Genomic DNA, 17,128 nt, shown 5'->3' with positions numbered 1-17,128 from the left:
CCGGGGCCGGGAAACCGGCCCCGGGGCTCACGGCACGATCGCGTCGACGTACCCGCCGTCCACCCGCACCGCCGCGCCCGTCGTCGCCGAGGCGAACGGGGAACTGAGGTACACCACCAGGTTCGCGATCTCGGCCGGCTCGATCAGCCGCTGCAGCAGCGACTGCGGGCGGTGCTGCTTCATGAACTCCCGCTGCGCCTCGTCCCACGGCAGGTCCTTGTCCACCAGCTCGTAGACGAAGTCCTCGACGCCGCCGGTGTGCGTCGGGCCCGCGATCACCGCGTTCACCGTGACCCCGGTTCCGGCCGCGTGCTTGGCGAATCCGCGGGACACACCGAGCAACGCCGTCTTCGACACTCCATAGTGGATCATCTCGGCCGGGATGACGATCGCCGAATCGCTGGCGATGTACTGGATGCGGCCCCACCCTCGCTCGGTCATGCCCGGCAGGTACGCGCGGGTGAGGCGGACCGCCGCCAGGACGTTGACCTCGAAGTAGCGGCGCCAGTCCGCGTCCGTGATGTCCAGGGGCTCCTGGGCGCCGAAGATGCCGAGGTTGTTGACCAGGATGTCGGCGTCCGGCACCTCCTCGACCACCTGGGCCGCGCCGGCCTCCTCCGAGACGTCGCCCGGGGCCGGCAGGAAGTCCGCGTCCGGCACGTCCTCGCGCAGCCGCGCGATGGCCTTGTGGACGCCGGTTTCGCTCCGGCCGTTGATCGCCACCCGCGCGCCCGCCGCCGCCAGGCCGGTCGCGATCGCCGCGCCGATGCCCTGGGTGGAGCCGGTGACCAGTGCCGTCTTCCCGCTCAGGTCGACCCGCATCGTGAAAGCCCTTTCCTCGCCGCCGTGGCTCCCCCGGCCGATTCAAGCACAGCTCGGCGGAGCCCACCGGCTGGAAATCCGGTTGCCCGCTCCCGCCGGTCGCGGCCACGATCGGGCCATGACCACGCACCGCACCCCGCTCCTGCCGACCGTGGCCGCGACCGCCGCGCCGGCCCGGCAGCAGCGCTGCCGTCCGCGGGGGTCGATCACCCCGGCGCCGTGAGCGCCGCGCTGCTCGCCGGCCTGGTCGCCGGCTACGGCATCGCCATCCCGGTCGGCGCCGTCGGGACCTACCTCGTCGCCCTCACCGCCCGCACCTCGTTCCGGACCGGCCTGGCCGCCGCCCTCGGCATCGCGACCGCCGACGGCGTGTACGCCCTGGTCGCCGTGCTCGGCGGCGCCGCGATCGCGGGCGTCGTCGCGCCCGTGGCCGGGCCGCTGCGGCTGGTCTCGGCCGCGGTCCTGATCGCGCTGGCGGCCCTCGGCGCCGTCCGCGCGATCCGGTCCCACCGAGAGGCCACCGCACGGGCCGTGACGCCGCTCGCGCCCGGCCGCGCCTACGTCAGCCTGCTGGGCATCACGCTCGTCAACCCGGCCACCGTCGTGTACTTCACGGCGCTGGTCGTCGGCGGCCGCGCCGGCGCGGAGGTCCCGGTGCCCGACCAGGCGGTGTTCGTGCTCGCCGCGTTCGCCGCCTCGGCGAGCTGGCAGGCCGCCCTGGCCGGCGGCGGGGCCCTGCTCGGCCGGGTCCTGACCGGGCCGCGGGGCCGGCTCGTGACGGCGCTCGCCTCCAGCGCGGTGATCACCGCCCTCGCCGTCCGGCTTGTCCTCACCTGACGCGGAAAGCGTTGTCCTGTAACGGTTTGTCCGGTTCGCCGGCGCACACCGGAAGACGTCCGGCGCCCGTGCGCCCGGTTAGCGTCGAGGTGAGGGGAACGCGGGAGGTGGCCATGACGATGCCGATGCCGACGTCGGGCTGGGACACCGCGGGCGCGGTGCTGCTGGTGCTGTGGGCGCTGGCGATGGGGACGGCAGTGGGCGTGCTCGCCTACGCCAACCGCCGGCCGGTGCGGCTCCGGGTGTACCGCGGCGCGCTGGGGGTGGTCGCCGTCGGCGTCCTCGGGCAGCTCGGGCACGTCCAGGAGCACGTCGCCCAGGCCGGGTACTGGCTCGGCCACCCGAACGCCCCGGCGTGGATGACGCCGTGGGGCGCCGGGCTGGCGGCCGGGCTGCAGCAGGCCCTCCCGGACCGGCCGGCGTTCGGGATGGAACTGCTGCACCTCACCGGCAACTTCCTGTTCCTGGCCGGCCTGGCGGGCGTCATGGTGCTCACCCGCCGCGCCCGGGGCACCCGCACCCGCCGCTGGGCGAAGATGGGCGTCTGGATGCAGGGCCTGCACGGGCTGGAGCACCTGGTCCTGACGCTGTCGGTCGCGTTCGGTGCGCCCCGGGCGATCGGGCTGTCCACGTTCTTCGGGCTCGTGGACCCCGGCCCGGGGCTGACCACCTACCGCGTCTGGTGGCACTTCACCGCGAACGTCGCCGGCTCGATCATCTTCGGGCTCGCGCTGTACCACCTGTGGCGCGAACGGCGGGCGATCCGCGCCACCTTCGTGCTCCAGCCGCTGCCCGCGGTCACCGGCCGGGCGGCGTGACGCAGGTCAGCGTCGGCACCGCCCAGTCGGCGTGGTCCTGCCCGTTGCCGTCGCCGCCGTCGGACACCAGCAGGTCGAGCACCTGGGCCCCGGTGACGTCGACGTCGACCGGCACCGCCGCCTGCCCGCCGCGGACCACCGGCGTCGTCACTTTCGTGATGCCGTCGGCGGCGACGCTGAAGCTGACGCTGCCGCCGGTGCCGGTTTCGCCGTCGACCCCCACCGAAGCCGTGAACCGGGTGCACGAGCCGGCCAGATAGAGCTGCACGTCGCTCGCCGCGTGGGCGCCGAGGCCCTTGGCGTAGGCGACCCCGCCGATGGTCATCGGCTTGCCGTCGCCCGCGTTCGCTTCGCCGTTGCTCGTGTCGCGTTCGACCGGGCCCCAGCCGTTCGTCGCGGTGAGGAACGGCAGCGAGCTCACCGCCACCTGGCCCGCGGGCGGCGCCGGGGGAACGGCCCCCACGATCCGTTCGCCGGTGACCGAACCCGCGCGGCCCGCCTGCCGGTAGGCCACCGCGACCTCCAGCGCGGCTGTATCCACAGTAGACGGAGGCGTCACCGTCCAGGAGAACGTCGCCGCCTTCCCGCCGTCGATCCGCGGGACCGACGGCGGCGACGCGGCGCCGATCGTCCACCCGGCCGGCGCGGTGAGGGCCAGCTTGACGTCGAACGCCGGCGGCGCGCCCGCCGGGACCCGCACGGTCGCCGACGCGGTGAACGCCTGTCCGCCCGATGCCGTGTCCGGCGCGGTCAGCGCCACCGCGGCGGTGGGCGCCGGCGGCATCGCGTACCGCACGGGGTCGTAGCCGGGCGAAGCGTTCTGCCGGACGGTCAGCGGCGAGCGGTAGCTGCCGTAGTTCGTCCACTCGATCTTGCCGAGCCCGCCGGTGCTGCCGTCGAGGTTCCACACCGCGACGGCGATCGTGTTGTGCCCGTCCGGGTTCAGGATCCCGTTCGGGATCGGGAAGCTGTGCTGCGGCCCGAGGTAGTTGACGTACTGGCCGAGCTGCCAGCCGTTGACGAACACCAGCGCGCGGTACTGCCGCGCCGGGTCGTCGGTGATGGTCAGGCCGAGCGAGGTGTCCTGGCCGCGCGGAAGGTCCAGATCCGCCGTGGTGCGGTACCACGAGACCCCGGGGGTGGCGTCCTTCGCCGGGAGCGACGCCGGAGCCCAGCCGCGGTCCGGGAAGCCGGGCAGCGACCAGCCCGCGCGTTCGCCGTACAGCCCGCCGGTGTTGAGCGGCCCGCGGACCGGGTCCAGGCCGGTTTCGCCACCGCGGACGCCCTGCAGCCGCCAGGTCACCGACGTCAGCGGGGTGCCGGTCAGCCGCGCCGCGGTGAGCCCGCGGGCGGCCTTGTTCCCGTTGCTGGCGCCGTAGTCCTCTTCGTGGCCCATGTTCACGGTCAGCACGGAGATCTCGTTGTCGCCCTGGTGCAGCGCCCCCGCCGGGAAGGTGAACGTGTGCTGCGGGCTGGTCGAGCTGCCGAGGAAGACGCCGTTGAGCCACGCCGAGAACGCGCCCGCCGGGCCGCCGCTCTGGCTCGACAGGGTGATCCCGGTCTGCTTCCCATCGCCGGTGAAGTGCCCGCGGTACCAGGTGTTGCCGGTGTGGAAGCCGTAGTCGTCGGCGAACAGGACCGGTTTCGTGCCGAGCGCGGTCGAGCTGTTGGTGGTGTCCTTGTCCGCCACCGGCCACGCCGAGTCGTCGAACGCGGGCCGGCTCTCCGGGGACTCCTGCTGGTGCTTCCAGCCGGTCAGCGCGGGCAGGGCGACGGCCTTCGCGACCGGGGCGGTTCCGGCGAGACCGCCACTGGACGTCGGCTGCGCCGGCACCCAGGACCCGTTCCACAGCACCGCTTTCGCCGTGCTGAACACCTCGAAACCGCCGTCGGTCCCGGTGTCGCCGGTCAGCGACAGCAGCCCGTACTGCCCGGCCGCGGTCCGGATTAGGTGGGTGCCGCGGACCAGCACCGGGCCGGTCGCGGTGTCCTGGCGCCAGAACGTCGCCGCCGTCGCCTTGTCGGCGAGCAGCAGGAGCAGCGGGCGCGCGCCGGGCGCGGTGACGAGCACCCGGGCCAGGCCGTCGTGGGTGTAGTTCAGCCGCAGGTCGCCGCGGGCGGCGTCCCAGGTGCTCGTCGCGGCGCCGCCGAGGACCTGCACCGCCGGCTGCTTCGCGAACCGCAGGACGGTCTCCCCCGGTCCGCCGTGGTCGCCGTAGAGCACCGCGACGTCACGGTCGCCGATGGCGGCGTTCGTCAGGATCTCCGACGTCGAGTACTGCATCCGGGTGGCGCCGAGGTCGTAGCCGGCGACGAGGATCTTCGACTGCCGCCCGTTCAGCGTGAGGCCGGTGCCGGGCTGCTGCGGCACGACCGGGTAGTAGTCGGTGCTGCCGGCCAGCAGGTCGACGGCGTCCACCACGACGAACGCGCCGTTCGCCTGCGCGTTCTTCTGCCCGGTGACGACGATCTTCAGCGTGTGCGGCCCGGCGGGCAGGTCCCGCACCTCGTAGCCGGTGATCTGGTTCTGCTTGCCCGCCGCGTAGAGGTCGGCCGAAGTCACCTTCGTGCCGTCGAGGTAGACGTCGGCGATGCCGTGGCTCGGGTCCTTCGACGTCACCCACCGGATGCCCGTCCCGGTGAACGGGACGCTCACGCTGTCCCCGGCGATGTTCGAGAACGACTCGGTGTGCTGGTGGTCGCCGCCGGTGTAGTCGACCTCGGGGCCGACGTGGCTCCACGTCCCGGCGTAGCCGACCTCGGCCGCGCGGTCGTCGTAGGTGTAGCCGGCGTGCGCGGCGAGGTCGAGCGCGACGCTGGTGGTGTTCGTGGCGGTCGACGTCGAGTCGCTGTGGCGCAGGGTGTGGAACTGCGTGCGGGTGTCCGGGTTGATCCGGGCGGTGTCGGCGAGCGCCGGGTCGGTCAGCGGCGCGGCGGCCAGCCCGTCGGTCTTGGTCAGCGGGGCGACGGACTGGGTGAAGTAGCCGATCAGCTTGTCCTCGGCGTACTTCGGGTCGAACTGGCGGCCTTCGGTGATCGCGGCGCCGTAGTCGTAGGAGGTGTAGTTCTGCGGGATCGCGCTCCAGCCCCAGGACGTGCCGCCGTGCAGCATGTAGAAGCTCTGGCCGGTGGCGCCCACGGCGATGTTCTGCTTGTAGAAGACGTTCGCGAACTGGTCGTTGATCAGCTGGGCGCACTTCTCGTAGCCGGGGCCGCCCCACGGGTCGAAGGCACCGCCCTGGAATTCCGCGGTGATCAGCGGCTTCCCGGGGACGTGGTCGTAGCTGATGTCCGGCACGCCGTTCCAGCGCGTCGGGTTCGAGCAGTCGAAGCCCTGCGGGTAGGAGTCGGCGGCGTCGACGTCGAGCGCGGCGGCGCCGGCGTTGAAGGTGCCGTTGTTGTTGCCGACCAGAGGGACGGTGATGCCGTCGGCGCGGGCTTTGTCCTCCAGGTGCTGCATGTAGGCGCGGCCGTCGGCGTTGCCGTTGTAGTACTCGTTTTCGACCTGGTAGGCCAGCACGCTGCCGGTGCCGTTCGTGAGCTGGTGGCGCGCGATGATGCGGTCGATCTGCGTCTGCCACTCGTCGGAGTACTTCAGGTAGACCGGGTCGGCGCTGCGGGTGTGGCCGGGCGTAGTCGACAGCCAAGTCGGGAACCCGCCGCCGTCGACCTCGGCGTTGATGTAGGGCCCGGGCCGCGCGATCACGTAGAGCCCGGCCTGCTGCGCCATGTCGAGGAGCTTGTCGAGGTCCCGGACGCCGGTGAAGTCGTAAACGCCCTGGCGCGGGGAGTGGTAGCCCCAGTCGAAGTACAGCGACGTCGAGTTGAAGCCGGCCGCCTTCATCTTCTGGAAGATGTCGAGCCACAGGTCGGGGCTCGGCAGCCGGTAGGAGTGGAACTCGCCGGACCACAGGTAGGTCCGCTTCCCGTCGACCAGGAACGAATAGCCGTCGTAGGTGACGGCGTGGGGGGCCCGCACCGCGGGAGCGGCCGCAGCCGTTGCGGGCACGGCGATTCCGGCGAGGGCGAACAGGACGGAAAGAAGGACGGTGAACAGCATCCGGCGACGGCGGCGCATGCGGGGGCCTCCTGGAGCGGCGGGGACCACAATCGAACACGAACCTTTGCCGATTGCACAGAAGCGGTCAAGATACAACACCAAAATGGATCAGTGCCGACGTTTTGTTAGCGCTAACATTCGGCCGGTGAACGGGTTTCCGGCGCGAAAGTGAGACGTTCCGGCGGTCCACCGGATCAGCGCCGCCGGGTGCTCTCCCGAACCACCAGCTCCGCGGGCACCAGGTGGCGGGCCCCGGCATCGCCGCCCGCCATCCGCTCTTCGAGCAGGCCGAACGTGCGGCGGCCGACCTCGATGAAGTCCTGCCGCACCGTCGTCAGCGGCGGGGTGAAGTACGCGGACTCGGGCACGTCGTCGAACCCGGCGACGTGGACGTCCTCCGGTACCCGGATGCCCGCCTCGGTGAACGCCCGCAGCAGGCCGAGGGCCATCTGGTCGTTGGCCGAGAAGACCGCCTTCAGCCCGCGCTTGCCGACGAGCGCGCGGCCCGCCTCGTAGCCTGAACGCGGGCTCCAGTCGCCGCGGACGACCGCGGGCACCCGCAGGCCGCGGCCTTCCAGGGTCTCCCGCCAGCCGCGTTCCCGGTCGCGGGCCTCCAGCCAGTCCTCCGGGCCGGCCAGGTGCCAGACGGTCCGGTGACCCAGCGACAGCAGGTGCTCGGTGGCGCAGCGGGCGCCGTCGTACTGGTCGACCGAGATCACCGGCACCGGCGCCGCATCGCCGCCGCCCACCGCGACCAGCGGGATGTCCGACGGCGCCGCGTCGAGCGCGCGCCCGGCCGTCACGTGCGGGGCGATCACGACGATCCCCTCCACGGCCTGGCGCCGCAGGCTCTCCACCGCGTCGCCGATCGACGTCCGGCCCGGCCGGGTCACGCTGCAGATCGCGACGCCGTACCCGGCCTCGCGAGCCGCGTTCTCGATGCCGTAGAGGGTGCTCGCCGGGCCGTACAGGTTGGACTCGAGCGCGACCACGCCGAGGGTGCCGGACCGCCCGGTCACCAGCGCCCGCGCGGCGGTGTTGGGCCGGTACCCGAGCTTCTGCACGGCGGCCAGCACGCGTTCACGGGTCTCCGGGCGCACCGGCCCGCTCTCGTTGACCACGCGCGAGACGGTCATGTGCGAGACGCCGGCCATGCCGGCGACGTCGGCCAGGCTCGGCTGGCGGGGCCCCGGCAACGGCACCCTCGTCTGCTCCCCCGGCTTCGCCCGGTCCACCACCCTGGCCCCCTCCACGTCGTACCGCCTCACCCCCGAGACGGTACCGCCGAACCGGCGAGTTCCGGACGCCCCGCGCCGCGTCCGGGACCCCGAGCAGGCCAGAAAGCGCTTTCAAGCTCGTGCGGGCGCCGGGCTTCGCCCCCGGCCGGTTCGTGAGCGCGCGATCACGGCCCGGGAGCTGCTCCCCGGCCTCGTCCGCCGGCGATCAGCGGCTCGGCCGGGCCCGCGGCGCGGTGGATCGCGGCCGGCCGGCCGGGGCCGAGGTCGCGCGGTCGTGGACGAGCGCGCTCAGGTCTCCGGGAACGGGTTCCGCGTAGCCGGCGGACCGGGGCGCGGCGGTGGCCGTCGTGGCCACGCTCGTCGTCAGCACCGGTGGCGGGGGCGGCGCCTGCGCCGGTCCCGGCGGCCGGACCGCCGCGGCCACGGCCAGGATCGCCGCGACCGCGGCGAGGCACGTCCCGGCGAGCAGCAGCGCACTTCGTCGGTCCATACCCGTTGTTGTCCGAAGCGGGCCGTGCCGTTCCCGCGGTGTGGCGTGCGTCTCATCCGGCCGGGCGACCGGGGACGCGGGCGACCGGCGGCGACAACCAGTAGCGTGACCAGAATCGTCGCACGGCTGGACCGGCCCGACCTCACCGCACGGGACCCGAAAGAGGTCTTCGCGCGGCTCTTCGACGAGTACGCCCCTCCCCTGCGCGGTTACCTCGCGGGCCGGGTGGGCGTGCACGTCGCCGACGACCTCGTGGCGGAGACGTTCGTCGTCGCGCTGCGAAGACGGGCGGCCTACGACCCGGCCAAGGCGCCGATCCGCGGCTGGCTCTACGGGATCGCCACCAACCTCCTGCGCAACCACGTGCGCCAGGAGGTCCGCGGGTTCCAGCTGACCGCCAAGGCCGGCGTCGAGGACCGCCCGGCCGAGAACCACGACGCCGCGGTCGCCGGCCGGGTCGACGCGGCGGCGCGCCTGCGCGTGCTCGCCGCCGCCCTCGCCGGACTGTCCGAACAGGACCGGGACGTCCTGCTGCTCACGTCCTGGGCCGGTCTCGAACCGGCCGAAGTCGCCGAGGCGCTCGGCGTCCCCGCCAGCACCGTGCGCTCGCGGCTGCACCGCGTGCGCCACCGCCTCCAGGCCCTGCTCGTCCCCACCGAGGAGAACCAGTGATGAACGAGCTCGACGCGACCCTCGAGCTGCTCCACCGCGACGCCCGCACCGCCCCGGCCGACCTGGCCGCGGCCCGCGCCCGGCTGCTGGCCGAGCTCGACGCCGAGCCGGCCGCGACGGTCGTCCCCCTGCGGCGGCGCCGGTTCGCCCGGCCCGTCGCGGCCGCGGCCGCCGTCGCCGGCGTGGTCGCGGTGACCGCCGTCGTCGTCGTGCGGCAGCACCCGGCGGATCCGCCGCCGGCGGCCGTCCCGCCGGTCCCGTCCGCGGCACCGGTGCCGGTCCCGACGGGGGCGGCCCCGGACATCCGGCTGATGTCGGCGGCGCAGGTGCTGCTGCGGGCGGCGGACCTCACCGTCGGCGCGGCCGACCAGCCCGTCGGGCCCGGGCGGTTCCGGTACGTCGCCGAGCACACCTGGGTGCAGCGCGGCGTCCGGACCGGCGACGGCAGCACGGGGTACACCTACCTGTGGGAGCAGCAGGTGGACCGCTGGATCCCGGCGGACGAGCACGACGTCTGGCAGGAGACGCGCCGGATCCTGCGCACGGGGAAGTTCCTGGGCGGCTCGGTGCCGCAGTCGCAGGCCCCCGAGCCGCCGGTCGACGACACCGACCAGGGCCAGTGGCAGGGCCGCTGCGGGGACTTCTTCCCGGAGGCCAAGCCCCCGAAGAAGTGCGGCGACCCGACGGACTTCGACAGCCCGGCGTTCTACGCGGCCCTTCCGCACGACCCGGCGGCGCTGTACGCGAAGCTGAAGAACCTGACGAAGGGCCGCGGTTCGACGCCGTCGGTGATGTTCCACTTCGGCATCGAAATCCTGCGCGCGGGCCAGATGCCGGCGCCGCTGCGGGCCCAGTGGTACCGGGCGCTGGCGAAGATCCCGGGCATCACGGTCCTGGCGGCGGAGACGAACCTCGACGGCCGCACCGGCGTGGCCCTCGGCCTGGCCGACAGCCACGAGGTCCGCCAGCTGATCATCGACCCGGTGACCGGCGCGTTCATCGGCGAGCGCACGATCGCGGGACCCCAGCCGGACGAGCCGTGGATCAAGCCGGGCACGGAACTCGGCGCCAGCGCGATCACGACGGCGGTCGCCGGCCGCCTCGGCGAAGTACCGCCGAAGTAGGGCAGAGCCCGGGCCGCCCCGGCAGCGAGGCGGCCCGGCTCAGTCCCGGGTGAGGCGCACGCAGCAGAAACCGGGCTGCGGATCCAGCCGCGCCCGCAGGCCGCCGTCGGCCGCGCCGTCGAGCATCCCCTCCACCAGCCCCAGGTTCATCTCGCACACCAGCTGCGTGTGCGTCTCGGCCAGCCGGTGGAACGGGCAGTTGCCGAGAAGCACCTCCGCGCCCTCGACACGGGGCTCGAAGCCGTTTTCCTCCAGCGTCCCGACGATGTCCGGCGCGCCGCCGGCCAGCTCCGCCCCGCGCTCGCGGGCGCGGCGGCCCAGTATTTCGCGCGCCGAGCCGCCGGTCCGGTCGGCTTCCTCGACCGCCGCCGCCAGGAGGCCGCCCGCCAGTTCGTAGTGGCGCTCCGGCAGGGACACACTCACCTGGCGGTCCGACCGGCGGTACAGCTTGGCCGGGCGGCCCGCCCCCGGCCCGCTGCGGCCCGTGCGGCGCTCGTGGCCGACCGCCAGCAGCCGCTCCTCCACCAGGCGGTCGAGGTGGAACGCGACCGTCGCGCGGGGCACGCCTAGCGCCGCCGCGACGTCGTCCCGGCTCACCGGTTCCGGGCAGCGGACGACGTACTCGTACAGCCGGCGCCGGGTCGGCTCGTCGAGCGCCGCCACCGCGGCCAGCGCGCCCGCCTGGGTCTCGTACATCTCCGCATTCTAAAACACATACCTGTTGACGAAAACCCCCGGGAGCTTCTAGCGTCGGTTCACCTTGTTTTTAGAAGGAGGCATCCCGTGACCGTCGATCCCGTCAGCGCCCCGGTCCCGCTGCGGCACCTCGGTGTCGTTCACAACCGCGACTCCGTCGACCTGCGCGCGGCGGAGCGCGCGGTCGCCGACCTGCTCCGGGCCCTCGGCAAGGACCCGGCGTCGGAGCACCTCGGCGACACGCCGCGCCGGGTGGCCCACGCCTACGCCGAAATGCTGCAGCCGCGCGACTTCCAGCTGACGACGTTCCCCAACGACGAGGGCTACGACGAGCTCGTGCTGGCCAAGAGCATCCCGGTGCAGTCGCTGTGCGAGCACCACCTGCTGCCCTTCCGCGGTGTCGCGCACGTCGGCTACCTGCCCGGCGAACGGATCCTCGGGCTGTCGAAGCTCGCCCGCGTCGTCGAGATGTTCTCGCGCGACCTGCAGGTGCAGGAACGGCTGACCAAGCAGGTCGCCGACTGGCTGCAGGAGCACCTGGCCCCGAAGGGCGTCGGCGTGGTGATCGAGGCCGAGCACCTGTGCATGTCGCTGCGCGGGGTGCGCGCGAGCGGCGCCCAGACCGTCACGTCGTCGCTGCACGGCCTGCTGCGGGAAGAACCCAAGACGCGGCAGGAGTTCTTCGCGCTGACCGGAGTGATCGCCTGATGGACACCTTCGTCGTCGCCGGCGCCGGCCTGACCGGCGCGAAGGCCGTGGAAACCCTGCGCGCCGAAGGGTTCGGCGGCCGCATCGTGCTCGTCGGCGCCGAGCCGGACCTGCCGTACGAGCGCCCGCCGCTGTCGAAGGGCTACCTGCTCGGCCGGGACGACCGGCCGTCGGTGTTCGTCCACGACGAGAAGTGGTACGCCGACCAGGGCATCGAGCTGCTCACCGGCCGCCGGGTGACGGCTTTGGACCGCGCCGCGCACGAGGTCGAACTCGCCGGCGGTGAACGGATCGGCTACACGAAACTGCTGCTCGCGACCGGAGCATCGCCGCGGCGGCTGCGGGTGCCGGGCAACGACCTCGACGGCGTCCACTACCTGCGCCGGCTCTCCCACGCCGACCGGCTGCGCGACGCGCTGGCCACGGGTGGCCGGGTCGTCGTCGCCGGCGCGGGCTGGATCGGCCTGGAGACCGCCGCGGCCGCCCGGCACCACGGGTGTCCGGTGACGATCGTCGAGCCGGCCGAGAGCCCGCTGCACGCCACGCTCGGGCCGGAGGTGGGCGGGTTCTTCGCCGGCCTGCACCGCCGCCACGGCGTCGAGCTGCGGCTGGGCACCGGGGTCACCGGTTTCGAGGGTGATTCCTCGGTCTCGGCCGTGCTGACCGACGACGGCGAGATCCCGGCCGACGTGGTCGTGGTGGGCATCGGCGCCCGGCCGGAGACGCAGCTGGCCGCCGACGCGGGCCTGGCGGTCGACGACGGCGTCCTGGTCGACGCGGGCCTGCGCACCGAGGACCCGGACGTCTTCGCGGCCGGCGACGTCGCGAGCGTGTGGCAGGAGCGCTACGGCCGGCGCGTCCGCGTGGAGCACTGGGCCGCGGCGACGAACGGCGGCCCGGCGGCGGCCCGGGCGATGCTCGGCCGCGAGGTGGTCCACGACGAGCTGCCGTACTTCTTCTCCGACCAGTACGACGCCGGCATGGCGTTCACCGGCTGGTTTCCGCCCGGCGGCTACGACCGTGTGGTGACCCGCGGCGACGCCGAGGCGTTCCACGCGTTCTGGCTGGCCGGCGGCCGGGTGGTGGCCGGCCTGCACGTCAACCGCTGGGACGAGGGTCTCGACGCGGTGCGCGAGCTGATCCACAGTGGACGGACGGTGGACCCGGACCGGCTCGCCGACCCGGCTCGCCCCCTGACGGACTGAGCGGCGCGGTACGAGCAGGTCATCCGCGGGGATGACCTGCTCGTACCGCCGTCATCGATCGGCAGGGCCGGACCGGGCCACCGTCCACTCCGGACCGGGCTAGTCCGCCCGGCGGTGCCGTCCCCGCCGGGCGCCCGTGAGCGCCCGGACCCGGGTCGCCAGGTCGCCGCGGCGGGCCCGGCGCGCGTACTCCAGCAGCGCCTCCGCCTGTTCCTCCGGCAACCAGCCCTGGTCCGCGCCCGACTCCAGCCGCAGCAGGTGCGTGACCAGCTCGCGTGACTCCTCGTCGTGCTCGCCCGCCAGCTCCGCGAACCGGCGGGCCGCCTCGGCTTCGCCGTCGCACCACGCCGTCATCGCCAGGAGCGTGGCCGTGGCCGTCAGGATGTCGCCGCGGTGGACGCCACCCTCCGCCGCCAGGTGCTCCGCCAGCTGGAAGCTGCGCGTCCCGACCCCGCCGGCCCCTTCCCGGCGCACCGCTTGCGCGAGTGCCCGGATCTGCTGCGTGACATAGTCCCCGCCCGACAACCCCGACATGCCGTCCCCTCTGCCGCGCACGCGAACTGGTGCGTCACCCGACAGGTGTACTCCATCGGCGGCTGGATACGTCGAACGCCCCACCGGTTACGTCCGATCAGGCGCGGATTCAGCCCGATCGTCCCGGTTCCGCCTTCCGCTGGGACATGTACACCGCCGCCGACGTCCGCCGCTCGACGCCGAGCTTGTGCAGGACGGACGAGACGTAGTTCTTCACCGTCTTCTCCGCCAGGAACAGCCGCTCGGCGATCTGGCGGTTGGTCAGGCCCTCCGCGACGAGGTCCAGCACCCGCCGTTCCTGCGGGCTCAGCTGCTCGTAGCGCGGGTCGGGCGCCGCGACGTTCTCGCCACGCAGCTTGTTCATCACCGACGCCGTCAGCGTGGCGTCCAGCAGCGAGCCGCCGCCGGCGACCGTGCGGACCGCCTCGACCAGGGACCGGCCCGACACCTGTTTCAGCATGTAGCCCGCCGCGCCGGCCATGATCGCGCCGAACAGGGCGTCGTCGTCCGAATAGGACGTCAGCATCAGGCAGGCCGGCGGCGGGTCCACGGTGGACCGGATCTCCCGGCAGACCGCCACCCCTTCGCCGTCCGGCAGCCGGACGTCGAGGACGGCCACGTCCGGGCGCGCCTGCGGGATCCGCACCAGCGCCTCGGCCGCCGTCCCGGCCTCCCCCACGATTTCGATGTCGGTCTCCGGCTCGAAGACGGTCTTCAGCCCGGTCCGGACCAGTTCGTGGTCGTCCAGCAGGAACACCGCGATCGTCATCGTCCACCTCCCTGCTCGCCGGTCATCGCCGGCAGGTCCGCCGTCCATTCCAGCCGGGAGCCGCCGTCCCCGGCGGACGCCAGCACGCAGTGGCCGCCCCACCGGGCCGCCCGCGCGGCCAGGTTGGCCAGCCCGCTGATCCGGCCCGCCTCGGCCGGCGGCCCGCCGCCGTCGTCGCGCACGACCAGCGTGAGCCGGCGGCCGAACCGGTCCACGGTGACCTCCACCGACGACGACTTCGCATCGGCGTGCCGCGCCACGTTCGTCAGCGCTTCCCGCAGTGTCGCGATCAAGTCGGAGCGGACCGCGTCCGGCACCGCGGCGTCCAGCGGCCCGTCGAAGCCGACGCGCGGCTCGAAGCCGAGCGCGTCGCGCGCGTCGACGGCCACCCGCAGCAGTTCCGCGCGGAGGCTGCCCTGCGCCTGCGCGGGGGCCTGCAGCGAAAAGATGCTGTTGCGGATCTCGCGGATCGTGCCGTCGAGGTCCTGGGCGAACCCGGCGACCCGCGTGGCGACCCCCGGGTCGGCGATCAGCCTGCTGACGCCCTCCAGCCCGAGCCCGGTCGCGAACAGCCGCTGGATCACCAGGTCGTGCAGGTCGCGGGCGATCCGGTCGCGGTCGGAGAACACCGCCAGCTGCTGGCGCGCGTCCTGCGCCCGGGAGAACTCGACGGCCAGCGCGGCGTGCCCGGCGAACGTCTCGGCCAGCTGGACGTCGGAGTCGGTGAACGGCGACCGGTCGCGGAACTTGGCCACCACCAGCACCCCGAGGGTCTCCTCGCCGACCATCAGCGGCACCGAGATGGCCGAGTCCAGGTCCTTGATCATCGCCGGCATCGGCCCGGCGTGGTTGCGCTGCTGCTCCTGCACGTGCTCGCCGTAGTCGCGGACCACGACCGGGCGCCGGGTGCTGAACGCCATCCCGGTGGCGGTGCCTTCGGTCGGCACGGTCAGCCCGGTGAGCCGGTCGGCGTCCTCCCCCGGCGGCTCGACGACGTCGAACACGAGCCGTCCCGGGCCGTCGGGCCGCGCGATCGCGCCCGCCGTCCCGCCGGCGACGACGCGGGCGCGTTCGGCGACCAGCCGCAGCGTGGCTCGCAGGTCCTGCGCGGCGAGCAGGGCGCGGGTGACGTCGTAGGACGCCTCGAGCCAGCGTTCGCGGCGGCGCATCTGGTCGACGAGCAGGGCCTTTTCGACGGCCATCCCGGTGGCCGCGGTGACGGCGCCGAGCACCTCGCGCTCGCGGCGGCCGAACTCCCGGCCGGCGCCGGGTTCGAGGGTGAGCGTCCCGAAGGTCTGCGCCCCGGCCCGGATCGGCAGCTGCACCGCGCCCGCGCCGAGCGGGCCCCGGCCGTACTCGGCGACGCCGCTCTCGGCCAGGTCCAGCCGGCCGCGCCGGGCGCCGAGCAGTTCGCAGGTCGCGGTGACCGCGCGGGTCAGCAACGCCGGCAGGTCCAGCTCGCGGGCGATGCCGCCCACCGCCGCGAGGATCGCCGGCATGCTGATTTCGTCCGCCACGTCCCGTCGACTCCGCTGGCTCCGCGCGAATCCCGGGCCTGCCCCGGGCCGTCAAGGGTCCCACAGGTCACTGCCCGTGCCGGCCCCATCGGGTTCGTCCATCCGGTGGGTCGATGGCGGGACCCATCCCGTTACGGATGCCGCGCAATCACTCCGCGTGACACGCGATGCGGTGCCCGCTGATCGTCTCGGCGGGCACGCGCAGGAAGCGGTGACCGGCCCGGACGGCCCCCGGGCACCCGCAGGAGGTGTCGCCGAAGTCGACGACGCCGGATTCGGCGGCGCGGCCCAGCAGGCTGACGTACCAGCCGGCGCCGGTGTCGGCGAACTCGTCGGCTTCGAAGGCGACGACGGCGTCGCGCGCGCCCGCGTACAGCGGGCTGCCGGCCGGCACGGCGAACACCACGGCGTCGTCGACCACCGTGAAGCGCACCGGGCGGACGGCGGGCATCGCCCGGTGGGTGAAGATCACCCGGCCGAGGCTCGCCGTCCGGAGCAAGGCGAGGCACTGCTGCCGGTCCAGCAGCAGCCCGAAGCCCACGTCGTCCACCATCGCGTCCCTGTGTTTCTCCTGTGAATAATCCCCGGCCACCAGCGTGATCGGTACGCCGTGTCCCCCGATAGGGCCGTTCGGCCCGGCCGCCCGCACCGGCGGCGGGCAGACACACCCCGGTGCCGGTCACCAGGGCCGGAAGACCCGGTTTTCCATGGTCACCCGGCCGGTGCGGCGGCCACGCGGAGTCACTTAGCGTCGTGACCGTCCGTTGCCGGAGGCGGGAAGAAGGGGGTGAGGCCGGATGACGCCGCATTCCACCGAGGGTGGTCCCGCGCCCACGGTGACGTTCTCCCTCGACCCGCTGCTCGTCCGGTCGGCGGTGCAGGGCAACCGCGCCGCGGTCGCCGGGCTGCTCCGCGCGCTGCGGCCGATGGTGTACCGCTACTGCCTGGGCCGGCTCCGCACGTGGCAGGACGGTTCGTCCGACGCCGAGGACTGCGCGCAGGACGTGCTCCTCGCGATCGTCCGGGCGCTGCCCGGGTACGCCAGGGGCGCCGACGGGTTCCTGCCGTTCGTCTTCGGCATCGCCGCGCACAAGGTCGCCGACTTCCACCGCCGCCGGGCGCGCGACCGCACCAGCCCGGTCGCCGAGCCGCCCGCGGACCGCGACGGCGGCGCGGACCCCACGGGCGAAGCGGCCGAGCGGTCGGCGGCGCTGGACTGGTCGGCCGGGCTGCTCGACACGCTCCCGCCGCGCCAGCGCGAAATCCTCGTCCTGCGCATCATCCTCGGCCTGACGGCGGAGGAGACGGCCGCCGCGGTCGGCCTCGCCAGCGCCGGCGCGGTCCGCGTCGCCCAGCACCGCGCCTTGACCACGCTGCGGCAGCTGCTGGCGGGAACTCCGGCGACATCCTGAAAACCGGAGCCGGTTTCGGCGGTTCGCGGGCGTGAATGACCGCCATCAACGCATTCCCCGGCCATTTACCCGCGCTTCCGGACCGTGGGCATTCGCCGGGTCTCACTCAGGCATACGGCTGCCGGTTCAGTTCGGTTCAAACTTTTTTCCGCGACCACCCCGAACAGGGTAAATCTCCAGGTCAGCGGCCGGTTCGGTGACGGAAACGCGAACCTGGCCTGACGGT

Annotated in this window: 16 protein-coding genes; 7 read left to right on the top strand and 9 right to left on the bottom strand. The window is 73.7% G+C overall.

The window, feature by feature from the left end; translation table 11 throughout:
• Positions 1-27: 27 nt before the first annotated feature.
• A complete protein-coding gene (locus tag C2L59_RS10120) occupies positions 28-822 on the bottom strand; it encodes an SDR family NAD(P)-dependent oxidoreductase (protein ID WP_103349257.1) in 795 nt (264 codons plus the stop codon).
• 219 nt (positions 823-1,041) lie between these two features.
• On the opposite strand from C2L59_RS10120, the gene C2L59_RS10115 reads away from it, so the two are divergent.
• Positions 1,042-1,659, top strand: coding sequence for a LysE family transporter (locus C2L59_RS10115; protein WP_199198996.1), 618 nt, complete (start codon positions 1,042-1,044; stop codon positions 1,657-1,659).
• A gap of 113 nt (positions 1,660-1,772) precedes the next feature.
• A complete protein-coding gene (locus tag C2L59_RS10110; RefSeq protein ID WP_233223385.1) occupies positions 1,773-2,477 on the top strand; it encodes a DUF6008 family protein in 705 nt (234 codons plus the stop codon).
• Here C2L59_RS10110 and C2L59_RS10105 read toward each other — a convergent pair.
• The 3 genes from C2L59_RS10105 to C2L59_RS48750 form a co-directional block, all read right to left on the bottom strand.
• A complete protein-coding gene (locus tag C2L59_RS10105; protein WP_103349256.1) occupies positions 2,458-6,555 on the bottom strand; it encodes a beta-galactosidase in 4,098 nt (1,365 codons plus the stop codon). The two genes, C2L59_RS10110 and C2L59_RS10105, sit on opposite strands and share 20 nt — an antisense overlap.
• Positions 6,556-6,731: 176 nt before the next feature.
• Positions 6,732-7,775 (bottom strand): LacI family DNA-binding transcriptional regulator, encoded by a 1,044-nt coding sequence (locus tag C2L59_RS10100; protein ID WP_103349255.1) that lies wholly within the window; start codon positions 7,773-7,775, stop codon positions 6,732-6,734.
• 205 nt (positions 7,776-7,980) lie between these two features.
• Complete coding sequence (locus C2L59_RS48750; protein ID WP_233223384.1) at positions 7,981-8,265, bottom strand: hypothetical protein; 285 nt, start codon at positions 8,263-8,265, stop codon at positions 7,981-7,983.
• A gap of 105 nt (positions 8,266-8,370) precedes the next feature.
• On the opposite strand from C2L59_RS48750, the gene C2L59_RS48745 reads away from it, so the two are divergent.
• Positions 8,371-8,937 (top strand): RNA polymerase sigma factor, encoded by a 567-nt coding sequence (locus tag C2L59_RS48745; RefSeq protein WP_233223383.1) that lies wholly within the window; start codon positions 8,371-8,373, stop codon positions 8,935-8,937.
• Positions 8,937-10,061 carry a CU044_5270 family protein gene (locus C2L59_RS10090; RefSeq protein ID WP_233223382.1) on the top strand — a complete coding sequence of 375 codons (1,125 nt, stop codon included), beginning with the start codon at positions 8,937-8,939 and terminating at the stop codon, positions 10,059-10,061. Before C2L59_RS48745 ends, C2L59_RS10090 begins: the two co-directional genes overlap by 1 nt.
• Positions 10,062-10,100: 39 nt before the next feature.
• Here the strand turns inward: C2L59_RS10090 and C2L59_RS10085 are convergent, their stop codons facing one another.
• Positions 10,101-10,757, bottom strand: coding sequence for a metalloregulator ArsR/SmtB family transcription factor (locus C2L59_RS10085; RefSeq protein ID WP_103349254.1), 657 nt, complete (start codon positions 10,755-10,757; stop codon positions 10,101-10,103).
• Positions 10,758-10,844: 87 nt separating this feature from the next.
• Between C2L59_RS10085 and folE the strand changes: the two genes are divergently transcribed.
• Together folE and C2L59_RS10075 are read left to right on the top strand one after the other, a co-directional pair.
• Positions 10,845-11,465 carry a GTP cyclohydrolase I FolE gene (gene folE / locus C2L59_RS10080; RefSeq protein WP_103349253.1) on the top strand — a complete coding sequence of 207 codons (621 nt, stop codon included), beginning with the start codon at positions 10,845-10,847 and terminating at the stop codon, positions 11,463-11,465.
• A complete protein-coding gene (locus C2L59_RS10075; protein WP_199198995.1) occupies positions 11,465-12,670 on the top strand; it encodes an NAD(P)/FAD-dependent oxidoreductase in 1,206 nt (401 codons plus the stop codon). Before folE ends, C2L59_RS10075 begins: the two co-directional genes overlap by 1 nt.
• 99 nt (positions 12,671-12,769) lie before the next feature.
• Here the strand turns inward: C2L59_RS10075 and C2L59_RS10070 are convergent, their stop codons facing one another.
• The 4 genes from C2L59_RS10070 to C2L59_RS10055 all read right to left on the bottom strand — a co-directional run bounded on the left by C2L59_RS10070 (position 12,770) and on the right by C2L59_RS10055 (position 16,043).
• On the bottom strand, positions 12,770-13,204 hold the full coding sequence (locus C2L59_RS10070) for a hypothetical protein (protein WP_103349252.1): 435 nt from the start codon (positions 13,202-13,204) through the stop codon (positions 12,770-12,772).
• Positions 13,205-13,313: 109 nt separating this feature from the next.
• Positions 13,314-13,973: a response regulator transcription factor gene (locus C2L59_RS10065; protein WP_103349251.1), complete on the bottom strand. Its 660-nt coding sequence runs from the start codon at positions 13,971-13,973 to the stop codon at positions 13,314-13,316.
• Entirely contained in the window at positions 13,970-15,472 is a 1,503-nt protein-coding gene (locus C2L59_RS10060) for a GAF domain-containing protein (protein WP_103349298.1), read from the bottom strand. The genes C2L59_RS10065 and C2L59_RS10060 overlap by 4 nt, the downstream gene beginning before the upstream one ends.
• Before the next feature lie 166 nt (positions 15,473-15,638).
• Entirely contained in the window at positions 15,639-16,043 is a 405-nt protein-coding gene (locus tag C2L59_RS10055) for a pyridoxamine 5'-phosphate oxidase family protein (RefSeq protein ID WP_103349250.1), read from the bottom strand.
• A gap of 244 nt (positions 16,044-16,287) precedes the next feature.
• Between C2L59_RS10055 and C2L59_RS10050 the strand changes: the two genes are divergently transcribed.
• The gene (locus C2L59_RS10050; protein ID WP_103349249.1) at positions 16,288-16,902 is read left to right on the top strand and encodes a sigma-70 family RNA polymerase sigma factor; all 615 of its coding nucleotides are present in this window, start codon (positions 16,288-16,290) and stop codon (positions 16,900-16,902) included.
• Positions 16,903-17,128 lie beyond the last annotated feature (226 nt).

The organism is Amycolatopsis sp. CA-128772 (assembly GCF_002904295.1).
Taxonomy (GTDB): Bacteria; Actinomycetota; Actinomycetes; order Mycobacteriales; family Pseudonocardiaceae; genus Amycolatopsis.
Note: the sequence above shows the minus strand (reverse complement) of the source record. Positions and strands in the feature narration are given on the sequence as shown.